Annotated in this window: 15 protein-coding genes; 6 read left to right on the top strand and 9 right to left on the bottom strand. The window is 57.1% G+C overall.

Translation table 11 applies throughout. The features are described from left to right. The first annotated feature begins 12 nt into the window (after positions 1-12). A complete protein-coding gene (locus ACR0AP_RS16600; protein WP_480507939.1) occupies positions 13-804 on the top strand; it encodes an FAD binding domain-containing protein in 792 nt (263 codons plus the stop codon). Positions 805-1,001: 197 nt separating this feature from the next. Here the strand turns inward: ACR0AP_RS16600 and ACR0AP_RS16595 are convergent, their stop codons facing one another. After that, positions 1,002-2,822: a BCCT family transporter gene (locus ACR0AP_RS16595; protein WP_480507937.1), complete on the bottom strand. Its 1,821-nt coding sequence runs from the start codon at positions 2,820-2,822 to the stop codon at positions 1,002-1,004. Between the two features lie 420 nt (positions 2,823-3,242). Then, positions 3,243-4,187, bottom strand: coding sequence for a PDR/VanB family oxidoreductase (locus ACR0AP_RS16590; protein WP_480507935.1), 945 nt, complete (start codon positions 4,185-4,187; stop codon positions 3,243-3,245). A gap of 140 nt (positions 4,188-4,327) precedes the next feature. On the opposite strand from ACR0AP_RS16590, the gene ACR0AP_RS16585 reads away from it, so the two are divergent. The 4 genes from ACR0AP_RS16585 to ACR0AP_RS16570 all read left to right on the top strand — a co-directional run bounded on the left by ACR0AP_RS16585 (position 4,328) and on the right by ACR0AP_RS16570 (position 9,442). Beyond that, on the top strand, positions 4,328-5,233 hold the full coding sequence (locus ACR0AP_RS16585) for a LysR substrate-binding domain-containing protein (RefSeq protein WP_480507933.1): 906 nt from the start codon (positions 4,328-4,330) through the stop codon (positions 5,231-5,233). A 103-nt stretch (positions 5,234-5,336) separates the two neighbouring features. Further along, on the top strand, positions 5,337-6,494 hold the full coding sequence (locus tag ACR0AP_RS16580) for an aromatic ring-hydroxylating oxygenase subunit alpha (protein ID WP_480507931.1): 1,158 nt from the start codon (positions 5,337-5,339) through the stop codon (positions 6,492-6,494). Positions 6,495-6,629: 135 nt separating this feature from the next. Continuing rightward, on the top strand, positions 6,630-6,869 hold the full coding sequence (locus tag ACR0AP_RS16575) for a hypothetical protein (protein ID WP_480507929.1): 240 nt from the start codon (positions 6,630-6,632) through the stop codon (positions 6,867-6,869). A 152-nt stretch (positions 6,870-7,021) separates the two neighbouring features. Beyond that, positions 7,022-9,442, top strand: coding sequence for a GcvT family protein (locus tag ACR0AP_RS16570; RefSeq protein WP_480507927.1), 2,421 nt, complete (start codon positions 7,022-7,024; stop codon positions 9,440-9,442). Here ACR0AP_RS16570 and ACR0AP_RS16565 read toward each other — a convergent pair. The 3 genes from ACR0AP_RS16565 to ACR0AP_RS16555 form a co-directional block, all read right to left on the bottom strand. Beyond that, a complete protein-coding gene (locus ACR0AP_RS16565; protein WP_480507925.1) occupies positions 9,439-10,683 on the bottom strand; it encodes a molybdopterin molybdotransferase MoeA in 1,245 nt (414 codons plus the stop codon). The genes ACR0AP_RS16570 and ACR0AP_RS16565 overlap by 4 nt on opposite strands. 184 nt (positions 10,684-10,867) lie before the next feature. Further along, positions 10,868-11,878, bottom strand: coding sequence for a D-cysteine desulfhydrase family protein (locus ACR0AP_RS16560; protein WP_480507923.1), 1,011 nt, complete (start codon positions 11,876-11,878; stop codon positions 10,868-10,870). Positions 11,879-12,017: 139 nt separating this feature from the next. Continuing rightward, a complete protein-coding gene (locus ACR0AP_RS16555) occupies positions 12,018-12,710 on the bottom strand; it encodes a Crp/Fnr family transcriptional regulator (RefSeq protein WP_267365173.1) in 693 nt (230 codons plus the stop codon). 185 nt (positions 12,711-12,895) lie between these two features. Here ACR0AP_RS16555 and hemA point away from each other — a divergent pair, with 185 nt between their 5' ends. Next, positions 12,896-14,119, top strand: coding sequence for a 5-aminolevulinate synthase (hemA, locus tag ACR0AP_RS16550; protein ID WP_480507921.1), 1,224 nt, complete (start codon positions 12,896-12,898; stop codon positions 14,117-14,119). Between the two features lie 54 nt (positions 14,120-14,173). On the opposite strand, the gene ACR0AP_RS16545 is transcribed toward hemA, so the two are convergent. Genes ACR0AP_RS16545 through ACR0AP_RS16530 form a run of 4 tightly spaced genes read right to left on the bottom strand, consistent with a single transcriptional unit; the run spans position 14,174 to position 17,753 of the window. Then, a complete protein-coding gene (locus tag ACR0AP_RS16545; protein WP_480507919.1) occupies positions 14,174-14,461 on the bottom strand; it encodes a cytochrome C oxidase subunit IV family protein in 288 nt (95 codons plus the stop codon). Between the two features lie 5 nt (positions 14,462-14,466). Continuing rightward, on the bottom strand, positions 14,467-15,015 hold the full coding sequence (locus ACR0AP_RS16540; RefSeq protein ID WP_480507917.1) for a cytochrome c oxidase subunit 3: 549 nt from the start codon (positions 15,013-15,015) through the stop codon (positions 14,467-14,469). Beyond that, positions 15,012-16,934 carry a nitric oxide reductase activation protein NorD gene (locus ACR0AP_RS16535; RefSeq protein ID WP_480507915.1) on the bottom strand — a complete coding sequence of 641 codons (1,923 nt, stop codon included), beginning with the start codon at positions 16,932-16,934 and terminating at the stop codon, positions 15,012-15,014. The genes ACR0AP_RS16540 and ACR0AP_RS16535 overlap by 4 nt, the downstream gene beginning before the upstream one ends. 9 nt (positions 16,935-16,943) lie before the next feature. After that, on the bottom strand, positions 16,944-17,753 hold the full coding sequence (locus tag ACR0AP_RS16530; RefSeq protein ID WP_480507913.1) for an AAA family ATPase: 810 nt from the start codon (positions 17,751-17,753) through the stop codon (positions 16,944-16,946). Position 17,754 lies beyond the last annotated feature (1 nt).

Here is a 17,754-nt window from a genome sequence, read left to right as displayed (position 1 = left end):
AGGAAGAACGAAATGTACAATTTCGAGTTTGAGAAGCCCTCGACCATTGCTGACGCAGTTGCAGCATTGGCAACAGAGGATGCGCAGGCGTTGGGAGGCGGGCAAACCCTGATCCCGACATTGAAACAGCGATTGGCGGCACCGTCCAAACTGGTGTCGATGGGCGGCATTGCCGAGATGCAAGGTGTTTGCGTTGATGATGACGGCTCGGTCTCTGTTGGGGGTGCAACACCTCACGTTGCCGTTGCTCGCGACGCTGCGGGGTCTTATCCCGCGTTGGCGGCATTGGCTGGACAAATTGGCGATCCGGCAGTGCGCAATCGTGGAACCATCGGTGGTTCGGTTGCGAACAATGACCCGGCAGCCTGTTATCCGGCGGGCGTGCTAGGATCCGGCGCGACCGTCGTGACCAATACGCGTCAAATTTCGGCAGATGACTTTTTTCAGGGTATGTTCACCACAGCCCTGGATGAAGGAGAGATCATCACCTCGATCCGCTTTCCGGTTCCGCAGGCGGCAAGCTATCAAAAATTTCTGCAGCCAGCGTCGCGGTTTGCACTTGTTGGGGTATATCTGGCCCGTTTCACGGACGGTGTGCGTGTGGCGGTGACCGGGGCAAGTGAGGATGGCGTCTTCCGTTGGAGCGAAGCAGAGCAGGCGCTGAACAAGGAGTTCCGCCCGGACGCCTTGATGGACCTTCGGATTAACCCTGCCAACATGATCGCTGATTTACATGGCAGCAAGGAATACCGGGCGCATCTTGTGTCGGTCATGACCAAACGCGCCGTTGAAGCCTGCATGTAGACATTTCTCGACAAGATGCTTTGAAGCCCCGGTTTTTGCCGGGGCTTTTTCGTTGAGATATGGTTTTTAGTGTTTCGCCAAGGTCGGGCTGGCCAGCACCTTTTCGCTGTTTGAGGGTTGTGGCCAGTCTCTGCGCAAAAAAAGTCAGGCCACCCAATTCCGGGCGGCCTGATCAAGTCACAAGCTAAGCTTTCGCTTTATTCGGCGGCTTGTGCACCAGTAGCGGCGTGTTTGTCCCGCTGGCTGTCGCGGAACAAAGCTTTGGCCAGAGCAATACACATCAAACCCATTACAGCAGTAAAGGGCAATGCGCCGATGATCATTGCGTTTCGCAGCGCATCCATCGGGTTGTTTTCACCCGCCGCGAGGATCAGCGCGCCGATCACAGCCGTCAGGATGACACCCCAGATGATGCGGTGCTTGATGCCCGTCTCCTGGCTGCCGCCCGACATGATGGTATTCATCACCAGAATGCCCGAGTCTGCCGACGTGACGAGGAATGTCATGATCAGGATCACACACATCACGTTCAGCATTGACAGCAGACCACCGTCAATCATGTAAGACAGGGTCACGAACAGTTTGTTGGTGTTCGATGCGCCGATGATTGCACCTTCTGCAGCGCCTGCCAGTTCCAGATCAATCGCAGTTCCACCCAGAACAGTCATCCATGCAAAGCAAACCAACGCCGGTGCGAGCACACAGCCTACGATGAACTCGCGGACAGAGCGCCCTTTCGAAATACGGGCAAGGAACAGGCCCACGAAAGGCGAGAACGCGATCCACCAGGCCCAGTAGAACGTGGTCCAGCCCGACTGCCAGCCGAACTGACGCCCCTGCTCACCCGCCGCATAAACGGCTGCCAGGGTTGCTTCATCCAACTCAGCTGCTGCCCCTTCCAGGCCGCTCTTGAAACCGTCAAAGCTGCCCCATGCATTGGTGGCCCCACCCATCAGATCATTGGCATGGGCTTCGGCAGGCAACGCCGCAGCGAAGGCTTCAACTGACAACGGGCCATAGGCGTTAAAGCTGAGCGACAGGATATGAAGGATGTAGTCGACCATTGCTGTGCCATAAGTGGTCATGGCAAAGACGAACGAGCCGAAAACGATAAATGTGCCCAACAGGATGATCGACAATACGAGGTTCAGGTTCGACAGGTATTTAACACCACGACCGACGCCCGATACTGCGGAAATAATCGACAGGCACATAATGACAACCAGACCGGCGATCAGGCCCACTTTGCTTGGAGTTGGAACTTCGCCACCCAGATCCATGACCCACTCCATACCGGTGATGGCATAAAGCCCGTCGATGAACTGGCTGACACCATAGCCGATGGTGACAGAAACACCGAGGATCGTTGCAACAACGCCAAGTACGTCTACCACATGGCCGAAGAAGCCATTGACGAAGCGGCCAAACAGGGGCGTCAGCGCCGAACGGATGGTGAGAGGCATATCGCGGGTATAAGCGTAATATGCCAGCGACAAACCGGTCACCACATAGATGGCCCAAGCGTGAAACCCGTAGTGCAAGAAGGTATAGCGGTAAGCCGACTGCAGTGCTTCGGGCGTATTACCTACGACAGCACCGGACACAACTTCTGGGTTTGAACCCCACAGCCCCAGTGGTTCTGCGGTTGCAAATACCATCAGACCAACACCCAGACCGGCACCGAACATCATGGAAAACCAAGAGAAGTTCGAAAACTCGGGCTTTTCACCGGGTGTTCCCATAACACGGCGACCCGTGGACGGAATAGCGGCGACAACGGCAAGGAAAACGAGGAACAACCCGACAATGACAATGTAGAAGCTGTTGAAAAGCTCGAGCAACCGCCCGTTCAGGCTGCCAAGCGTTCCGTTTGCATTTGCAGGGAATACCAATGCCCACAGAACCAGCGCGACCATGATGGCCTTGCTGATCAGGGCAATTGGGACGCTGTAGTTTTCATAAAAACCGGCATCCGCCGTTTTTATCTCAACGTCTGTGAATGGTTCGGGTATCGACATGTTGCGTTTTCCTCCGTGTGTTCGCCGTTTTTTTTTGTTCTTTTGAGTTCCGTTAGGGATGCACAGTGCCGGACGGCGTAAACAAACATGCACAATGCACCAAACAGTGAGTGGGTAGTGTTCAGATCAACTGAGATTTGCGGCAAGTCCACACGCTCATGTGGCGTCTCCTACCGCTCTTTTCCTCCCGGATTTTTGCCGCCTGCAAAATCTGTTTGTCCTTAGTGACCTATCAGTTTGCCGTTGAACCTGCTTGCAGCTTCGCAAGAAGTGGTTGCGCCCTGCAATTCGAAAAAACCTATATCGGAGGTTGGGGCTGCTCGCCCGAGAATCCGACCCTTATGCGACTTGAAACGACCATCTTGATGGCTCTTATAACATGTTAGCGACAACAGATGGAGGGCGTGATTGTAACTCCATTTACAGTTTCAGAACCAATAAGTCGGACTTTGCCCGCGAAACGCATGTGCACAGGAACTCATGCGTTTCCTGCTCTTGCGGAGTAAGTATACCGTCGCGATGATCAACTTCGCCGGACACGACATCAACGATACAGGTTCCGCAAAGCCCTTCGGAGCAGCCGAAATCAACCTGCACACCATTGGCCTGCAAAACCTCCAGAATAGATTGGTCCTTGCCAACGGGATAGACCGCGCCGGTCGACTGGATCTCGATCTGGAAATCGGCGTTCGGGGCATGTTCAATGTCCGACGCGGCGGCGAACCGTTCAAAGTGTATCGCGCCGCCACGCAGCAAGGCACCTGCTTCCAGTACCGCATTCAGCATCGGTTCCGGGCCGCAGGTATAAACGTCTGCGCCCATCGGCATCGATTGCATGACCGATCTCAGATCGAATACCCCGTCTGTGTTATCACAATGCAAATGATACCATTCATCCAGTCCAAGCGCCCGGAATTGCGCATCCATCGCCGCGTATTCTTTCGAACGAACAAGATAGTAGACACGAAAATCCTGCCCTCGGTTCAGCAACTCACGTGCCATTGCAACCAATGGTGTGGCCCCGATACCGCCAGCGATCAAAGTGACGTGCCGATCATGGCTTTCGAGTTTGAAATGGTTGCGGGGACCGCCAATTTCCACGGTCGCGCCCTCTTGCAGGTCATGCATCGCCAGTGACCCGCCTCGCCCTTCGTCTTCGCGTTTGACGGCCACGTTGATCAGGCGTCCATCCTGGCTCCAGCTCCACAGCGAGTATTGCCGTATCAGACCGTCTTCAAGATGGATGTCCACATGCGCCCCGGGCTCGAGGCTGGTGAAGCGCCCGCTTTCGATCTCGAAGCAGAAATCAGAGGTGTCGGGACTGAGTGGTGTTTTTCGCACAAGGCGGGCAACTTGAGTATCCATCACTTGTCCTGTTCGGTCTCACGTGGCGTACATTCTGCGTCTTTCAGCAAACAACAGGAAAAAAGATAGATTTCAATTGCAAAATTTCTAACATTCGGGTGAATTGAACTCACCCAGAGTTCAAAAGCCAACAAACCTCCATGTCTCGACGCCACTACAACCTTCCTCCACTTACGACACTATCGGCCTTTGAAGCCGCCGCTCGGCATCTCAGTTTCAAGGAAGCCGCAAGCGAGCTTTCCGTGACGCCTGGTGCCGTCAGTCATCAGATTAAGGCGCTGGAAAGCGAGCTGGGCGCGGCCCTTTTTGTCCGAAAGCACCGCGGCGTGGAACTGACCGAGGATGGGCAAGACCTGTTTGAGGCACTCGGCACTTCGTTCCGGCAGATTTCAAAGGCACTTGAAAAGATTCGCAGCAATGATTCCGAGAACCACGTAACCGTTGGATCAACCACTGCAGTCGCCGCACTTTGGCTGTCGCCATCTGTCATCCGGTTCTGGCAGGATTTTCCGCACGTGAAAGTGAACCAGATGGCGCAGGACAAGGCCTTCACGGACCGGCCGGATATCGACCTGTTCATCCGCTATGGCCGGGACGCCAACGCGCAACTCACGCACACGAAACTGTATCGCGATATCCTGACACCCGTTTGCAGCCCCCAGATGGCCGCGGACCTTGAAGGGGCCAGCCTTGAAGACCTCGTGCAGCGGCGGCTGATCCATCTCGAAACTCAGGACAGCACCTGGACGACCTGGTCATCCTGGTTCCACGACCTCGGGTTTTCTGGAGTTGTTCCCGTGGAATCGCGGGTGAACAGCTACGCGCTTGCCCTTCAGGTGGCGCGTAAAGGGGCGGGCCTTGCGCTGGGATGGAAACGTCTGGTCCAGCCCATGCTGGCTTCGGGGAAACTCGTCGCGCTGGAGGAATTCAGCCTGCCCGCCCCGGACAACTTCTATCTTGTCGGTCGCCCGGACGATCAGCTTTCGGAAGGGGCGCTGGCTCTCAAGAATTGGTTGCTCAACGAACTGTCTGAAGGTTCGGTTTAGCCTGCCTCAATTTGCCATTAGGTTTTTTAGTATTGAACGTGGGCGGCCTCAGCCGCCAATGGATGCAGCGATAAACTCATTCAAAATCACTCAGGAGTGGCCGATGAACAAGTACGCACCGCTTTCGTCTGTTCTGACACCGGTAAACACCGCAAAGGGTCTGCCGAACGAGCATTATATTGATCCCGCAGTTTTTGCCGAAGAACGGGATGCGGTCTTGTTTGCGAACTGGTCCGGCATCGGCTTTGGCAAAGACATTCCCGAGGCGGGAGATGCATATCCGATCGATTTCCTCGGTGTGCCGCTGTTGATGGTTCGTGATCGCGACGGTCAGATCGGCGTGTTCCAGAACACCTGTCGTCATCGCGGCATGATTTTGGTCGACAAGCCGCAAAAAATCCGCGGCGCGATCCGCTGCCCCTATCACAGCTGGTGCTACGGCCTGAATGGTGAATTGCGGACTGCCCCTCATGTCGGTGGCCCTGGGCAGAACACCCATGAGGATCTGGACTTCGCCGAGTTGGGCCTTATCCGCATCCGCTCGTATGTCTGGCGGGATGTTGTCTTTGTCAATGTCAGCGGCGACGCGCCGGAATTCGAAGATGTCCATGGCGAGTTGATGGAACGCTGGAAAGAATTCGATCAACCGATGTATCACGGTGGCGCTGGCGCATCGGTTTATCTTGAGTTGAACTCGAACTGGAAACTGGCTGTTGAGAACTACTGCGAAAGCTATCACCTGCCCTGGGTTCATCCCGGCCTGAACAGCTATTCGCGTCTGGAAGACCACTACAACATCAACGAACTGGGCAAATATTCGGGTCAGGGCACCTATGTCTACCGCCAGTTCGAGGGTCACGATGGCGAAAAGCTGGATGATTTCGAGAATCTGAGTGAGCAGTGGAATGACGGCGCGGAATATATCGTCGTTTACCCGAATACCCTGCTGGGTGTTCAGCGTGACCACGGCTTTGCCTTCCTCATCGATCCGATCACGCATGAGCGTTCGAACGAACGGATTGAGCTCTACTACGCCAAAAAACCCGAAGAAGCACCCGAACACGAAGCGCTGCGTGCCAAGAATGCGCAACTGTGGAAAACGGTGTTCGAGGAAGACGTCTTTGTGGTTGAAGGCATGCAGAAAGGCCGTCATGGCGTGAAATTCGATGGTGGCCGTTTCTCGCCCGCGATGGACGGCCCGACCCATTGTTTTCATCATTGGGTGGCCACGCAAATCGAAAAAGCCCGCGCTGAAGCGTAAGCAATCCTGAAAAGTCGATCTGGTCAGGCCCTTCTGGCCAGATCGCGGGTCGTCTGTAACAACAACAGACGGGACGGCGTTACAGTCTTTTGCCTCCTAGCAAATAGCCGGTGTGAATTCGCTGAAAGGGTCACAGTGGATCTGAACGAACTCGATAAACAACTCTTACGGGCCCATGCGGAAAAAGATGTACCCGCATTGATCCGGCTGTATCACCAAGCGGCGATTTTGGCTGAACAGCGCCAGGATCATGAAGCCTCGTGTTTCTATCTGACCCACGCATTTGTGTTTGCGTTGGAATATGGCGCGCCGGAAGCAGATGAGTTGAACCTAAAGCTGTTTGAGCGCGGTCGCGCACACCGATTGACGTTCTGACGAGCTCATTTGCTTAAGCGTATCGCGACGCTAGGCAATTTTCAAAGTTTGAGTTTAGCTGACTTCATTCGATCTCGAATTTTGTCGACATTGTCGATGGGCCAGTCTTCATGAAAGAACAGGCGCGAACGAAAACGCGCGAGATAGCCAAAATGCGAAACGAAGCTCAGGCCGTGGTCATCGGCGGAGGAGTGATCGGGTGCTCGATCCTGTATCATTTGACCAAACTGGGATGGTCGGATGTTGTTCTGTTAGAGCGGGACGAGCTGACCTCGGGGTCAACCTGGCACGCAGCCGCCAACATTCACGGATTGCACGACAGTACCAATATCAGCCGCATCCAACATTACACGATGAGCCTGTATAAAGCGCTGGAAGCTGAAACCGGTCAAAGCTGCGGAGTATTCCAGCCCGGCTCGTTATACTTGGCCCAGACAGAAGAGCGCGAACATCAGCTGAAGCTACAGGCCGCAAAGGCCAGGCTGTATGGCATGAATTTCTATGAGATCAGCATCGAGGAAGCCCAGAAGCTGAACCCGCTGGTCAATTACGACGGCATCCGTTGCGTAATGTTCGAACCTGATGGCGGCAATGTGGACCCGTCGGGCGTGACCAATGCCTATGCGGTCGGCGCACGTCAACGTGGGGCGCAGATTCACCGTTTCACTCCGGTCACCGCAACCGAGCAGCAGGAGGATGGCAGCTGGATCGTCAGAACACCAAAAGGTGACATCAGGACACGCTGGGTGGTGAACGCAGCGGGCCTGTGGGGGCGCGAGGTTGCTGCACTGGCTGGAATCGAACTGCCGCTGCAACCTACAGAGCACCAGTATTTCGTAACCGAATCCATGGCGGATGTGAAAAGCCACGGCATCCGCCTGCCGTCTGTTTCGGACCGGGATGGAGAGTATTACCTGCGTCAGGAAGGCAACGGCTTGCTGGTCGGCGCCTATGAGAAAGACATGAGGTTCTGGGCCGAAGAAGGCACGCCGCTGGATTTTGCCCACGACCTGTTCCCTGATGATCTGGAACGGATCGAAGAGAACATGATGAACGCCATCGAACGCCTGCCCGCGGTTGGTGAAGCCGGGATCAAGCGTGTCATCAACGGCCCAATGATCTGGTCTCCGGATTCGAACGTTCTGATGGGGCCGGTGCCCGAGGTCGACGGCTATTTCTGCTGCAATGGTATCATCCCCGGCTTCTCGCAATCGGGTGGCATGGGCCTGATGGCAGCGCAATGGATCATCGAGGGTGAAACGGAATACGACATGTTCGCCTGGGATCTGGCGCGTTTTGACAGCTGGGCCACCAAGGCATTCACCAAAGCGCGCGTGGCAGATCAGTACAGTCATCGGTTCGCGATCCATTTCCCCAATGAAGAACGCAGCGCCGGTCGTCCGGCACGGGTTCGCCCGATCTATGAGGCGCAGAAAGCCATGGGTGCGGTTTTTGGCCTGAACGCCGGTTGGGAACATCCGCTGTGGTTTGCCGCAACGCCCGACACCAAAGACACGAATGGCTTTACCCATCAGAACTGGTGGGGACCGGTGGGCGAGGAATGCAGGATGCTGCGCGACCGTGCCGGGATCATCGATATCTCGAACTTCGCCAAATATGTCTGCAAGGGTCCAGGTGCGGCAGACTGGCTGAACGCCGTCTTTGCCAACACCATGCCCAAAACCGTTGGTCGCTCCTGTCTGACCCCTCTTATTTCAAAGCGCGGCGGTATTGCAGGCGACTTTACCGTCACCCGCGTGGCTGATGAGGAGTTCTGGGTGATCGGCTCGGGCATGGCAGAGCGGTATCACAAGCGCTTTTTCAAACAGGTTCCGCTGCCTGAAGGCACCACTTTCGAAAGCAAAACCGAAGCGATGTGCGGTTTTAACGTGGCCGGACCCAACTCCCGTGACATCCTGCAACGACTGACCAACACATCGCTGGCAACCGAAGATTTCCCCTTCATGCGGTCCGCCAAGATCGAGCTGGCGGGGGTTCAGGTTCTTGCCCTGCGCGTCTCCTTTACCGGCGATCTGGGATGGGAGCTGCATTGCGACACCCAAGATCAGGCACGGCTCTACAATGCCTTGCTTGAGGCAGGCAAAGAGTTCGGGGCTGGCCCTGTTGGCAGCCGGGCGCTGATGTCTATGCGGGTCGAAAAGGGCTATGGGTCTTGGAGCCGAGAATACAGCCCGGAATATTGGCCGCATGAAGTGGGTCTTGATCGCCTCTGCAAGTTTGATAAGGACTTCCTCAACAAGGCAGCTGCGCAGAAAGTGTTGCAGAACCCGGCTCGGGAACACCTGGTGATCCTGCACCTGAACGAAGCGGATGTGACAGCGTCCAACGCGGATGCAACAGGTGGTGAGCCGATCTTCAAGAATGGTGAAGGGATCGGCCGGGTGACCTCGGGCACCTATGGCTACACCGTCGGAATGTCGTTGGCCTTGGGATATGTGAAAAATGCCCAGCCAGGTGATGAGGTCGAGGTTATGGTTCTGGGGCGCCCACACAGGGCCACAATCCTGCATGAACCGCCCTTTGATGCCGCAGGAAAAGCGCTTAGGGCTTAAAACCGCAATAGCTCAAGGCGTTGCCCTTCGGGATATTCCGTCACCTCTGCCGGGATGATCGCCAATCCATCCGCTTGTGCAAGCAAAGCAACGCGGCCACTGTAGGACGGCTCCATCAGACGCAATCGGGGCCGTCCGTCCGGTGTGTAACCGTCAATCTGAACCGGGCGATATTCCTGTCGGCCTGCGGTACGGTACAAAGGTTCCGACAGAACTGCCTGCACGGCTGCCTGCGGTGTGTGGTGCAGACCGGCGCGGCGCGCCATCATCTGCGATCCGATAATTTGCCAAGTCAAAAAAGCAGAAACCGGGTTACCCGGCAGACCGATGTAAAGCGCACGGCCACGCCGACCGAACATGATGGGCTTGCCCGGTTTCATTGCGACTTTCATCACATCCGTCACGCCACCGATCTCGGTGAACAGACGCGGCATATGATCTTCATCGCCGACAGAAACACCACCGGTTGTAATAATCAGGTCAGAGGTTTCAGTCGCGTCCAGCAAGACCTGTTTCAAAAGCTCGGGGTCATCTTCGACCTGCCCCCGGTCCGTGAGGTCAATCCAGGGTTTCTGCAACAGCGCAAGCAGCATGTAACGGTTCGAGTTATAGATCTGCCCCGGCCCAAGGGGCTCACCCGGTTGGCGCAACTCACTGCCGGTTGAAAAGATCGAAACCTTCAGCTTGCGAAGCACCACGACCTCGCCATACCCGGCGGAAGCAAGGGCTGCCACCTCACGCGGGCCAATCTCGCAGCCGAGCCGCAGGATCGGCGCTCCGGCATGAAGGTCTTCACCGGCACGCCGGATATGTTGCCCGGGCTTTGGACGGCGGCTGAAGCGGATTTGCCCCTCTACAACATCACAATCTTCCTGCATGACGATGGCGTCGTAATCAGAGGGAACGGGCGCTCCGGTAAAAATCCTCAGCGCGCTACCCGCAGGAGCAGCATGAGATCCGCTGTCCCCCGCCGCGATGCGACCCGCCACCGGCATCTGGAACAGGTCGGTATCGCCAAGATCGGCTGTTCGAACCGCATAGCCATCCATTGCCGAATTGTCGAAAGCGGGCATATCGACCTTGCTGAAACAGTCGCAGGCCAATACTCGCCCAATTGCAGCGGCCAAAGGCAGCGTTTCCGTTTCTGTGATCGGATCAGCAGCGGACAGGCCACGGAGCAGGGCCTCATCCACGCTCAGATACACATGCGCGTGTCGATCACAGCCGCATCCATCAGCCATATCCAGCCTCCAACTCTGCGAACATGCCTTCCATCCATTCTAAGGTGGGCTAGGCTCGCTCAACCGACACGACATCCGCGGTACTGTCATTGACATAGGTCACGTGAAACCGCGTCGCGCGCTTCGAAACGACGGGTTGGCTGGCCAAGCGCGACTTCCGCTATAGTGGCTTCTCGGATGGCTCTCAGGCCGGGAACAGCTCTTCCTGATATGCGAACAGCGCCGGTTGCCCACCCGTATGCAACAGCACAACTTTCTGGCCCTGTTGAATTGTGTCGTTTTCAAGTAATTCCAACAAACCTGCAAAGGTTTTGGCCGAGTAGACAGGATCCAGAAAAATACCTTCGGCACGCGCCATCTGTTCAAGCGCCCTCTGTGTGGACGGACCTATCCGCCCGTATCCAGGGGGCAATGCGCCGTCCCATGTGATGATGTCTTTCATGACCAGAGCCGGGTCAAACTTCATCATACCCGCCAACCGTTCCAATACCTTTTGCAACCGCGCATGTTGCAGGTGGCGGTCGCGGCGAACGCAGATGCCATAAACAGGTGCCGTGTTGCCAGCCAGCCGCAGCCCGGCCAAAAACCCGCCGTGGGTCGAACCGCTGCCGGATGGCACCACCGCCACGTCGAAATCGGCGATCTGATCCAGTAGTTCGGCAGCCCCGGCCACATAACCTAACGCCCCCAAGGGCGGATGATCGATGCCCAAGTGAATTACATATGGCTTTCGGCCCTCAGAGATCAGCTGATCTGCCCGCGCGTGAAGGGCATTGTCGGCCCCGGCCTCGTCTTCTCCGGTACCGTAGTGCATGTGCTCGGCACCCAGAAGCCGGGCCAGAAGTACATTTCCCGAGGAATAATAATGGTCTCCCATATCCGGCACACGCTCTTCCAATTGAAGCACGGCCTCCATCCCAAGCTTCGATGCAGCCATGGCAGCCGTGCGCACGAAATTGGATTGCACAGCGCCGGTGATCAGAATGGTATCTGCCCCCTGTTTTTGTGCCTCGCCCATATAGAATTCAAGCTGCCGGGTCTTGTTGCCGCCAAAGCTCAACCCTGTCAGATCATCCCGCTTGATCCACAGATCCAGACCAAGCTGGTCGGACAGACGATCGAGCCGTTCGACCGGCGTAGCAGCTGTCATCAGTCTCGCGCGGGGAAAACCGACCAGTAGCTGTTCAATCGTCATGTCTGTGTTCCATCAACTCACCCACTCAGGATCGCGCCCGATAGGGCATGTCCAGCAAGAATAGGAAGGATAGTGATTGCCGGAAAGATCGCAGACCGGGAATGGCCAGTTTACTGCACAGAGCAACGGCCACGCGGCTCTATTTCTCGCTCGGGTCGCTTTCCGCGTAATTCCGTAATACATCCATATCTGCAATTTCCGCGTGGTTTCGGTTGATCTTAACCCCGACTGGTTTCAACCTCGAAAAAGCGCGGCTCAGGCTTTCGGGTTTCATCCCCAGACGCCCGGCGATCAGCATCTTGTCATACGGCAGTTCAACTTCGCACTGGCCGGCATCGCAATCACACAGGTTCAGCAGGAATTCCGCGACACGCTGCGCACCGGTCTGGGCTTTTAGCTGTTCGAGCTGCGCCACCAGGGAATGCAGATGCGTGAATGTGGCCGCCAGGATTGATACGCAAATTTCCGGATCTTGCTTCATCAGCGACAGCAGCACCGGACTTGGGATGTGCATGATCTCGCAGGGGGATACCGCCTCGGCCGAAACGGGATAGCGCACATTGCGCAGCGCAACGGCTTCGCCAAAGCTTTCACCGCGCGTGAAAACGCTCACCACGGCTTCGGCACCGGTCGGGGAAATGCGAAACAGCTTGACCCAACCAGCCAGTACAACATGTACGGCCTTGGCCTCTTCCTCTTGCAGAAAGATCGTCTCGCCCCGGTCGTATTGCCGCCAGACGGCCTGACGCAGCAGAGTATCGACATGTTGCTCTGGCAGGCTTCGCAAGAGCAGTGACTGCCGCGCAATTATCTTTTGTGCCTCGTGTGACAAGAAGGCAGCCCCTTATTCGTCCGCTCCGGGAACACCCCCGGATGATCAACCCCGTGACATGCTATGCCAAAGCCAGCGCGGGGGTGCCACCCTTTTCTCGATCTCCAACTTGACTATTGTCATGTAAGGGCGCGCCCCACTGGCATAGGTTCAACGAGATTTCAATTATCCGGGGAGCACGCCAGATGGACTTCGAGCAATTTTTCAGCCAGAGCCTCGACACTTTGAAAGACGAAGGCAACTACCGGATATTCATCGACTTGCAACGCCGTCGCGGTGCGTTTCCGAACGCGCGTCAAACTGACGGACCGGTCCAGCGGGATGTGCGGATCTGGTGCTCGAATGACTATCTGGGCATGGGGCAGCACCCTTCGGTGATCTCTGCCATGCACGACGCACTGGATCGCTGCGGCGCTGGCGCTGGCGGTACACGCAATATCTCGGGCACCACGCATGATCACGTTCTGCTTGAGGCTGAGCTGGCCGACCTGCATGGGAAAGAAGCCGCGTTGCTATTCACCTCGGGATATGTGTCGAACTGGGCTGCTTTGGGGACATTGGCGGCGCGAATTCCCGGGCTGATCGTGTTTTCTGACGCGCTCAACCACGCCTCGATGATCGAAGGTATCCGGCATTCGCGTGCCCAGAAGGTGATTTGGAAACATAACGATCTGGCGGATTTGGACGCCAAACTGGCCGCAGCGGATCCCGACGCACCCAAGATGATCGCATTTGAATCGGTTTACTCTATGGATGGCGACATCGCTCCCATCAAGGAAATCTGCGAACTGGCCGACAAATACGGCGCGATGACCTATCTGGACGAGGTTCATGCCGTCGGCCTTTACGGCCCGCGCGGTGGCGGGATTGCCGAACGCGAAGGATTGATGGATCGCCTGACCGTCATCGAAGGCACGTTGGGCAAAGCGTTCGGCGTGGTTGGTGGGTATATCGCGGCCTCAGCCGCGCTGTGTGATTTTGTCCGCAGCTTTGCCAGTGGCTTCATCTTCACCACTGCCCTACCTCCATCGATTGCAGCCGGCGCCGCCGCATCGATCCGGCATTTGAAACATTCAAGTGCCGAGCGTGACTTGCAAAAAACCCGCGTGGCGCAGGTACGCGCCCGTTTGGACGCCGAGGGCATTCCGCATTTGCCCAACCCCAGCCATATCATCCCGGTGATGGTTGGCGACCCTGTGAAGTGTAAATTCATTTCGGACACCCTGCTTGAGGAGTTTGGCATCTACATTCAGCCGATCAACTACCCAACAGTTCCAAAAGGAACCGAGCGCCTGCGGATCACGCCGTCACCCGTTCATACGGATGAGGATATCGATCATCTGGTGGGCGCCCTGTCGGCGCTGTGGCAGCGCTGTCAGATCGCGCGGATGCCAATGGCCGCACAATAACCTAAGCGTCCCTTTGCTTGGTAACCTGCCGCCCCTTTTGGGGGGCGGCTTTTTTCAGATCAGGTACAGTGCGAAGATCACCACAGAGAACCCCGTGAGAACCATGGTGAAGCCCCGCAGCCAGCCCGGGCTTTCAACCAGGTCCAGATATCGGGCCAGAATCACACGGGCTTTGATCAGTGCAAGGAGCAGGATACCGCCTGCAATGAGTACGTCAGGCGTTTTCATCAGGGTCAAAAGCGTTGAGGCCAGACTGAGCGCCAAAAGCACCATCCACGCGCTGGTGAGTGAGTTCGTACGCCTCCGGCGGGAGTATTTAGCAAAAGATGAAATTGCCGACATCTTGTTTATCCCAGAAGATAAATCACAGGAAACAGCAGGATCCAGACCAGATCGACCATGTGCCAAAACTGTGCGCCCGCTTCGATGTTACGAGGATCATCGCGCCACGCGACAAGCAGCAGAATGCCCACCCCGGCCAGAACATGCGCCGCGTGAAACCCCGTCAGCAGGTAGTAGAACATGAAGAACGGGTGGGTTTCATAGGTAATGCCCTGCCCCGCCTTTCCAGCATATTCCACGCTTTTGATAACCAGGAATGCGATCCCAAGTACGGCAGCGCCTGTCAGGGCAAGCCTGGCCTTGAACCGGAATGCTGCGCGGCGCCAGCTCAGCGCGTGCGCGGCCAGATATCCAGATGTGACCAGTATTGCGGTGTTAAAGGCTGCACCTGTTCGATAAAGATGCGATTGCGCCTCGGCAAAGCCTGCGGGGTCGGTCAGGCGAACACCCATGAACGCGATCAGCCCGGCACCAAAAACCAGCAGCTCACTGATAATCAGAACCCACATCAGCAATTCGCCCGGCAACTCGTCGATGAAAGAGGTTTCGCTCATGCTCCGACCAGTTGGCGGTAGATCTGCGGTAGGGCCATGGTCAGGCGGTGTGGGTCAGGAATAACCGCAAACCCACCCTGTCCGAACATGCGTGGGAACCAGCTTTTGCCGGTTTTGTCGATGGTGACGCCAAATACCGATTGCCCGGCGCGGCGTGCTTCGCGAACGGCCATGCAGGTGTCTTCTATCCCGTGGCGCCCTTCGTAATGGTCAAGATCATTGGGTTTGCCATCGGTGATCACCAGCAACAGGCGGCGTTTGCGGGCCTGACTTGCCAAATCCTTTGAACAGTGACGGATCGCGGCCCCAAGCCGCGTGTAATGGCCTGGTCGCAGCGACGCGATACGTTGTTCAACTTTGGCACCCATCGGCTCATCAAACCGTTTGCATCGCTGGATATAGACGCGCTGGCGTTTCAGCGAACTGAAGGCATGAATGGCGAAATCGTCACCGCAGGCGTTCAGACCCCATGCCAAAGCGGCCAGAGCTTCACGTTCAATGTCGATCACGGCGCGGCCGGTTACGGCACTTTCGGTGGAACGGCTGACATCCAGCAGGATCGAGACTGCCAGGTCGCGCGCCTCGGGACGGGATTGTTGCCAAATGCGGTCGTTGCTTTCGCCGCTGGCCATGCGGTCGGTTTCGGCACGCACGGCGGCTTCGATATCCAGCTGGTCACCGTCCAGATGGCCACGTGTCATCACACGACCAGGGCGCAGCGCCTCGAACTGGCGTTTGACCGCGCGGATGCGGCGGGCGGTGGCAGGGTCCTTGCCGAAGGCGGCAGCGTCGTCGCGGATATCCGCATCCGACAGCAGGACGTTGACGTGATCTGGCAGATACCGGCCCGATCGCACGTCCCATTCGGGATAGAGGATGCGACCGGACAGACGCTCGCGGTTCACATCCTCGGGTGCCAGATCAAGGTGCAGCTTCAGCCGCGTTGGGGGGGCTTTTGATATCTGACCCAGGCCAATTTCTTCCTGATCATCGGCCGCTTTCTTGGCATTGTCGGGATCATCTTCGTCGATGCGGCGGTTGATGTTCAGGAACTCGGCCCAGCTGAGGATGGCTTCGAACTTATGCAGAATGAAACTGTCGCTGCGCTCGGCCTGATCCGATTTGCGACGACGGGCGCGGTGGGTTTTCTCACCGGATTCCTCGGGTGGACCTTCAGTTTCGGGGTTTTCCACCTCGTTATGTTCGGAAAAGCCAACTGCGCGCAGTTCAGGCCAAAGGGGAACCGGGCGCATAGGCTGATAGCCGCGGGGGGCGATCAGGTCATCGTCCAATGTCAGAAGCTGCTCGGCTTTGGCCGACAGCGGTTGAGGGTCGCCCAACTTATGGCGGATCAGCTCTTCGACTGCGTCCTCAACCGGTGGCAGGTTGGGGATATCGCGCTGATGCAAAACGCCCTTGCAAAGTTCGGTATAAAGCGGGCGCAGGCCGGGGGCGTCGTCCAGGGTCGCATCAACCATGCTCTGCGCGGCGATCAACACGCGCAGGTCGGCGCGCAGCGGGTCGTCTTCATCAATTCGCGTTCCGGCATGGGCAGCCGCGGCGGCCAGCCAGACATACAACGCGCCGTTGGCTTCGCGGGCCGGAAAAACCGCCAGACGGTCCGGTAGGCGCAGAACTTCACCGTCGAACGAGGCGCGGGGCATCAGTTCTGCCTCGGTTGCCAGACGACGACGCCAACCCAGACGGTGGTGTGAAACCTCGGGCGAGACCGGGCGCAATTCTACGCCCGGACCACCGCCCAGCCCTCGAAAGAGGACGGCCAGCCGCCCCGCGACCTCAGAAAGGTCGACCGCGGCTCCATCGTGCACCTGTGGTGCATCGAGGCGGCTGGCAAGGGAGTGCCACAGTTTCCCGATCGTTTCTTCGGGTTCCCATGGCTCAAAATCGATCTTGACCATTGGCTGGCCTCACCCAAAGACAGCCGTAACAAGATCGAGGAGCCCGCGTTTGATATCCTCGTCATCTGTCAGAGGTTCGATCATGGCGGCAAGGATGGCGCGGTCGGTGGACATGCCCTGTACGATCAGTGTCGCGGCATAGACAACCAGACGAGTGGAGACGCCTTCCTCAAGATCCTGACCCTTGAGCCCGCGCAGCTTACCCGCCAGTCGCACCAGCGGCTTGCAACGTTCCAGCGGCAGACCGCTTTCCTGCGCGACCACTTCGGCTTCCATCTGCGCGGACGGGAAATCGAACTCCAGAGAGATGAACCGCTGCCGGGTCGAAGGTTTCAGGGTTTTTAGGATATTCTGGTATCCGGGGTTATATGAGGCGACCAGCATGAAGCCGGGTGCGGCCTCAAGTTCTTCGCCGGTGCGGTCGATTGGCAGGATGCGCCGGTCATCGGTCAGCGGGTGCAGAACAACAGTAACGTCCTTGCGGGCCTCGACCACCTCATCGAGATAGCAGATTGCGCCTTCGCGCACCGCGCGGGTCAGGGGGCCATCAACCCAGACGGTTTCCCCGCCTTTCAGCAGATAACGGCCAATCAGGTCGGCGGCGGCCAGATCGTCATGGCAGGCTACGGTATAAAGCGGGCGGCCAAGTTTTGCGGCCATGTGGGCGACAAAGCGGGTTTTGCCGCAGCCCGTCGGACCTTTCAGAAGAACTGGCAAATCGTTGTTATACGCTGCGGCAAATACATCGCATTCATCGCCTTGGGGCAGGTAGAAGGGGGCGTTTGCCGCCCCCTCATTCAGTTTCATGGAACCGTCCATA

This window comes from Ruegeria sp. AF7 (assembly GCF_056541885.1).
The sequence above is the reverse complement of the archived record's forward strand: the minus strand, read 5'-3'. Positions and strand labels throughout refer to the sequence as shown.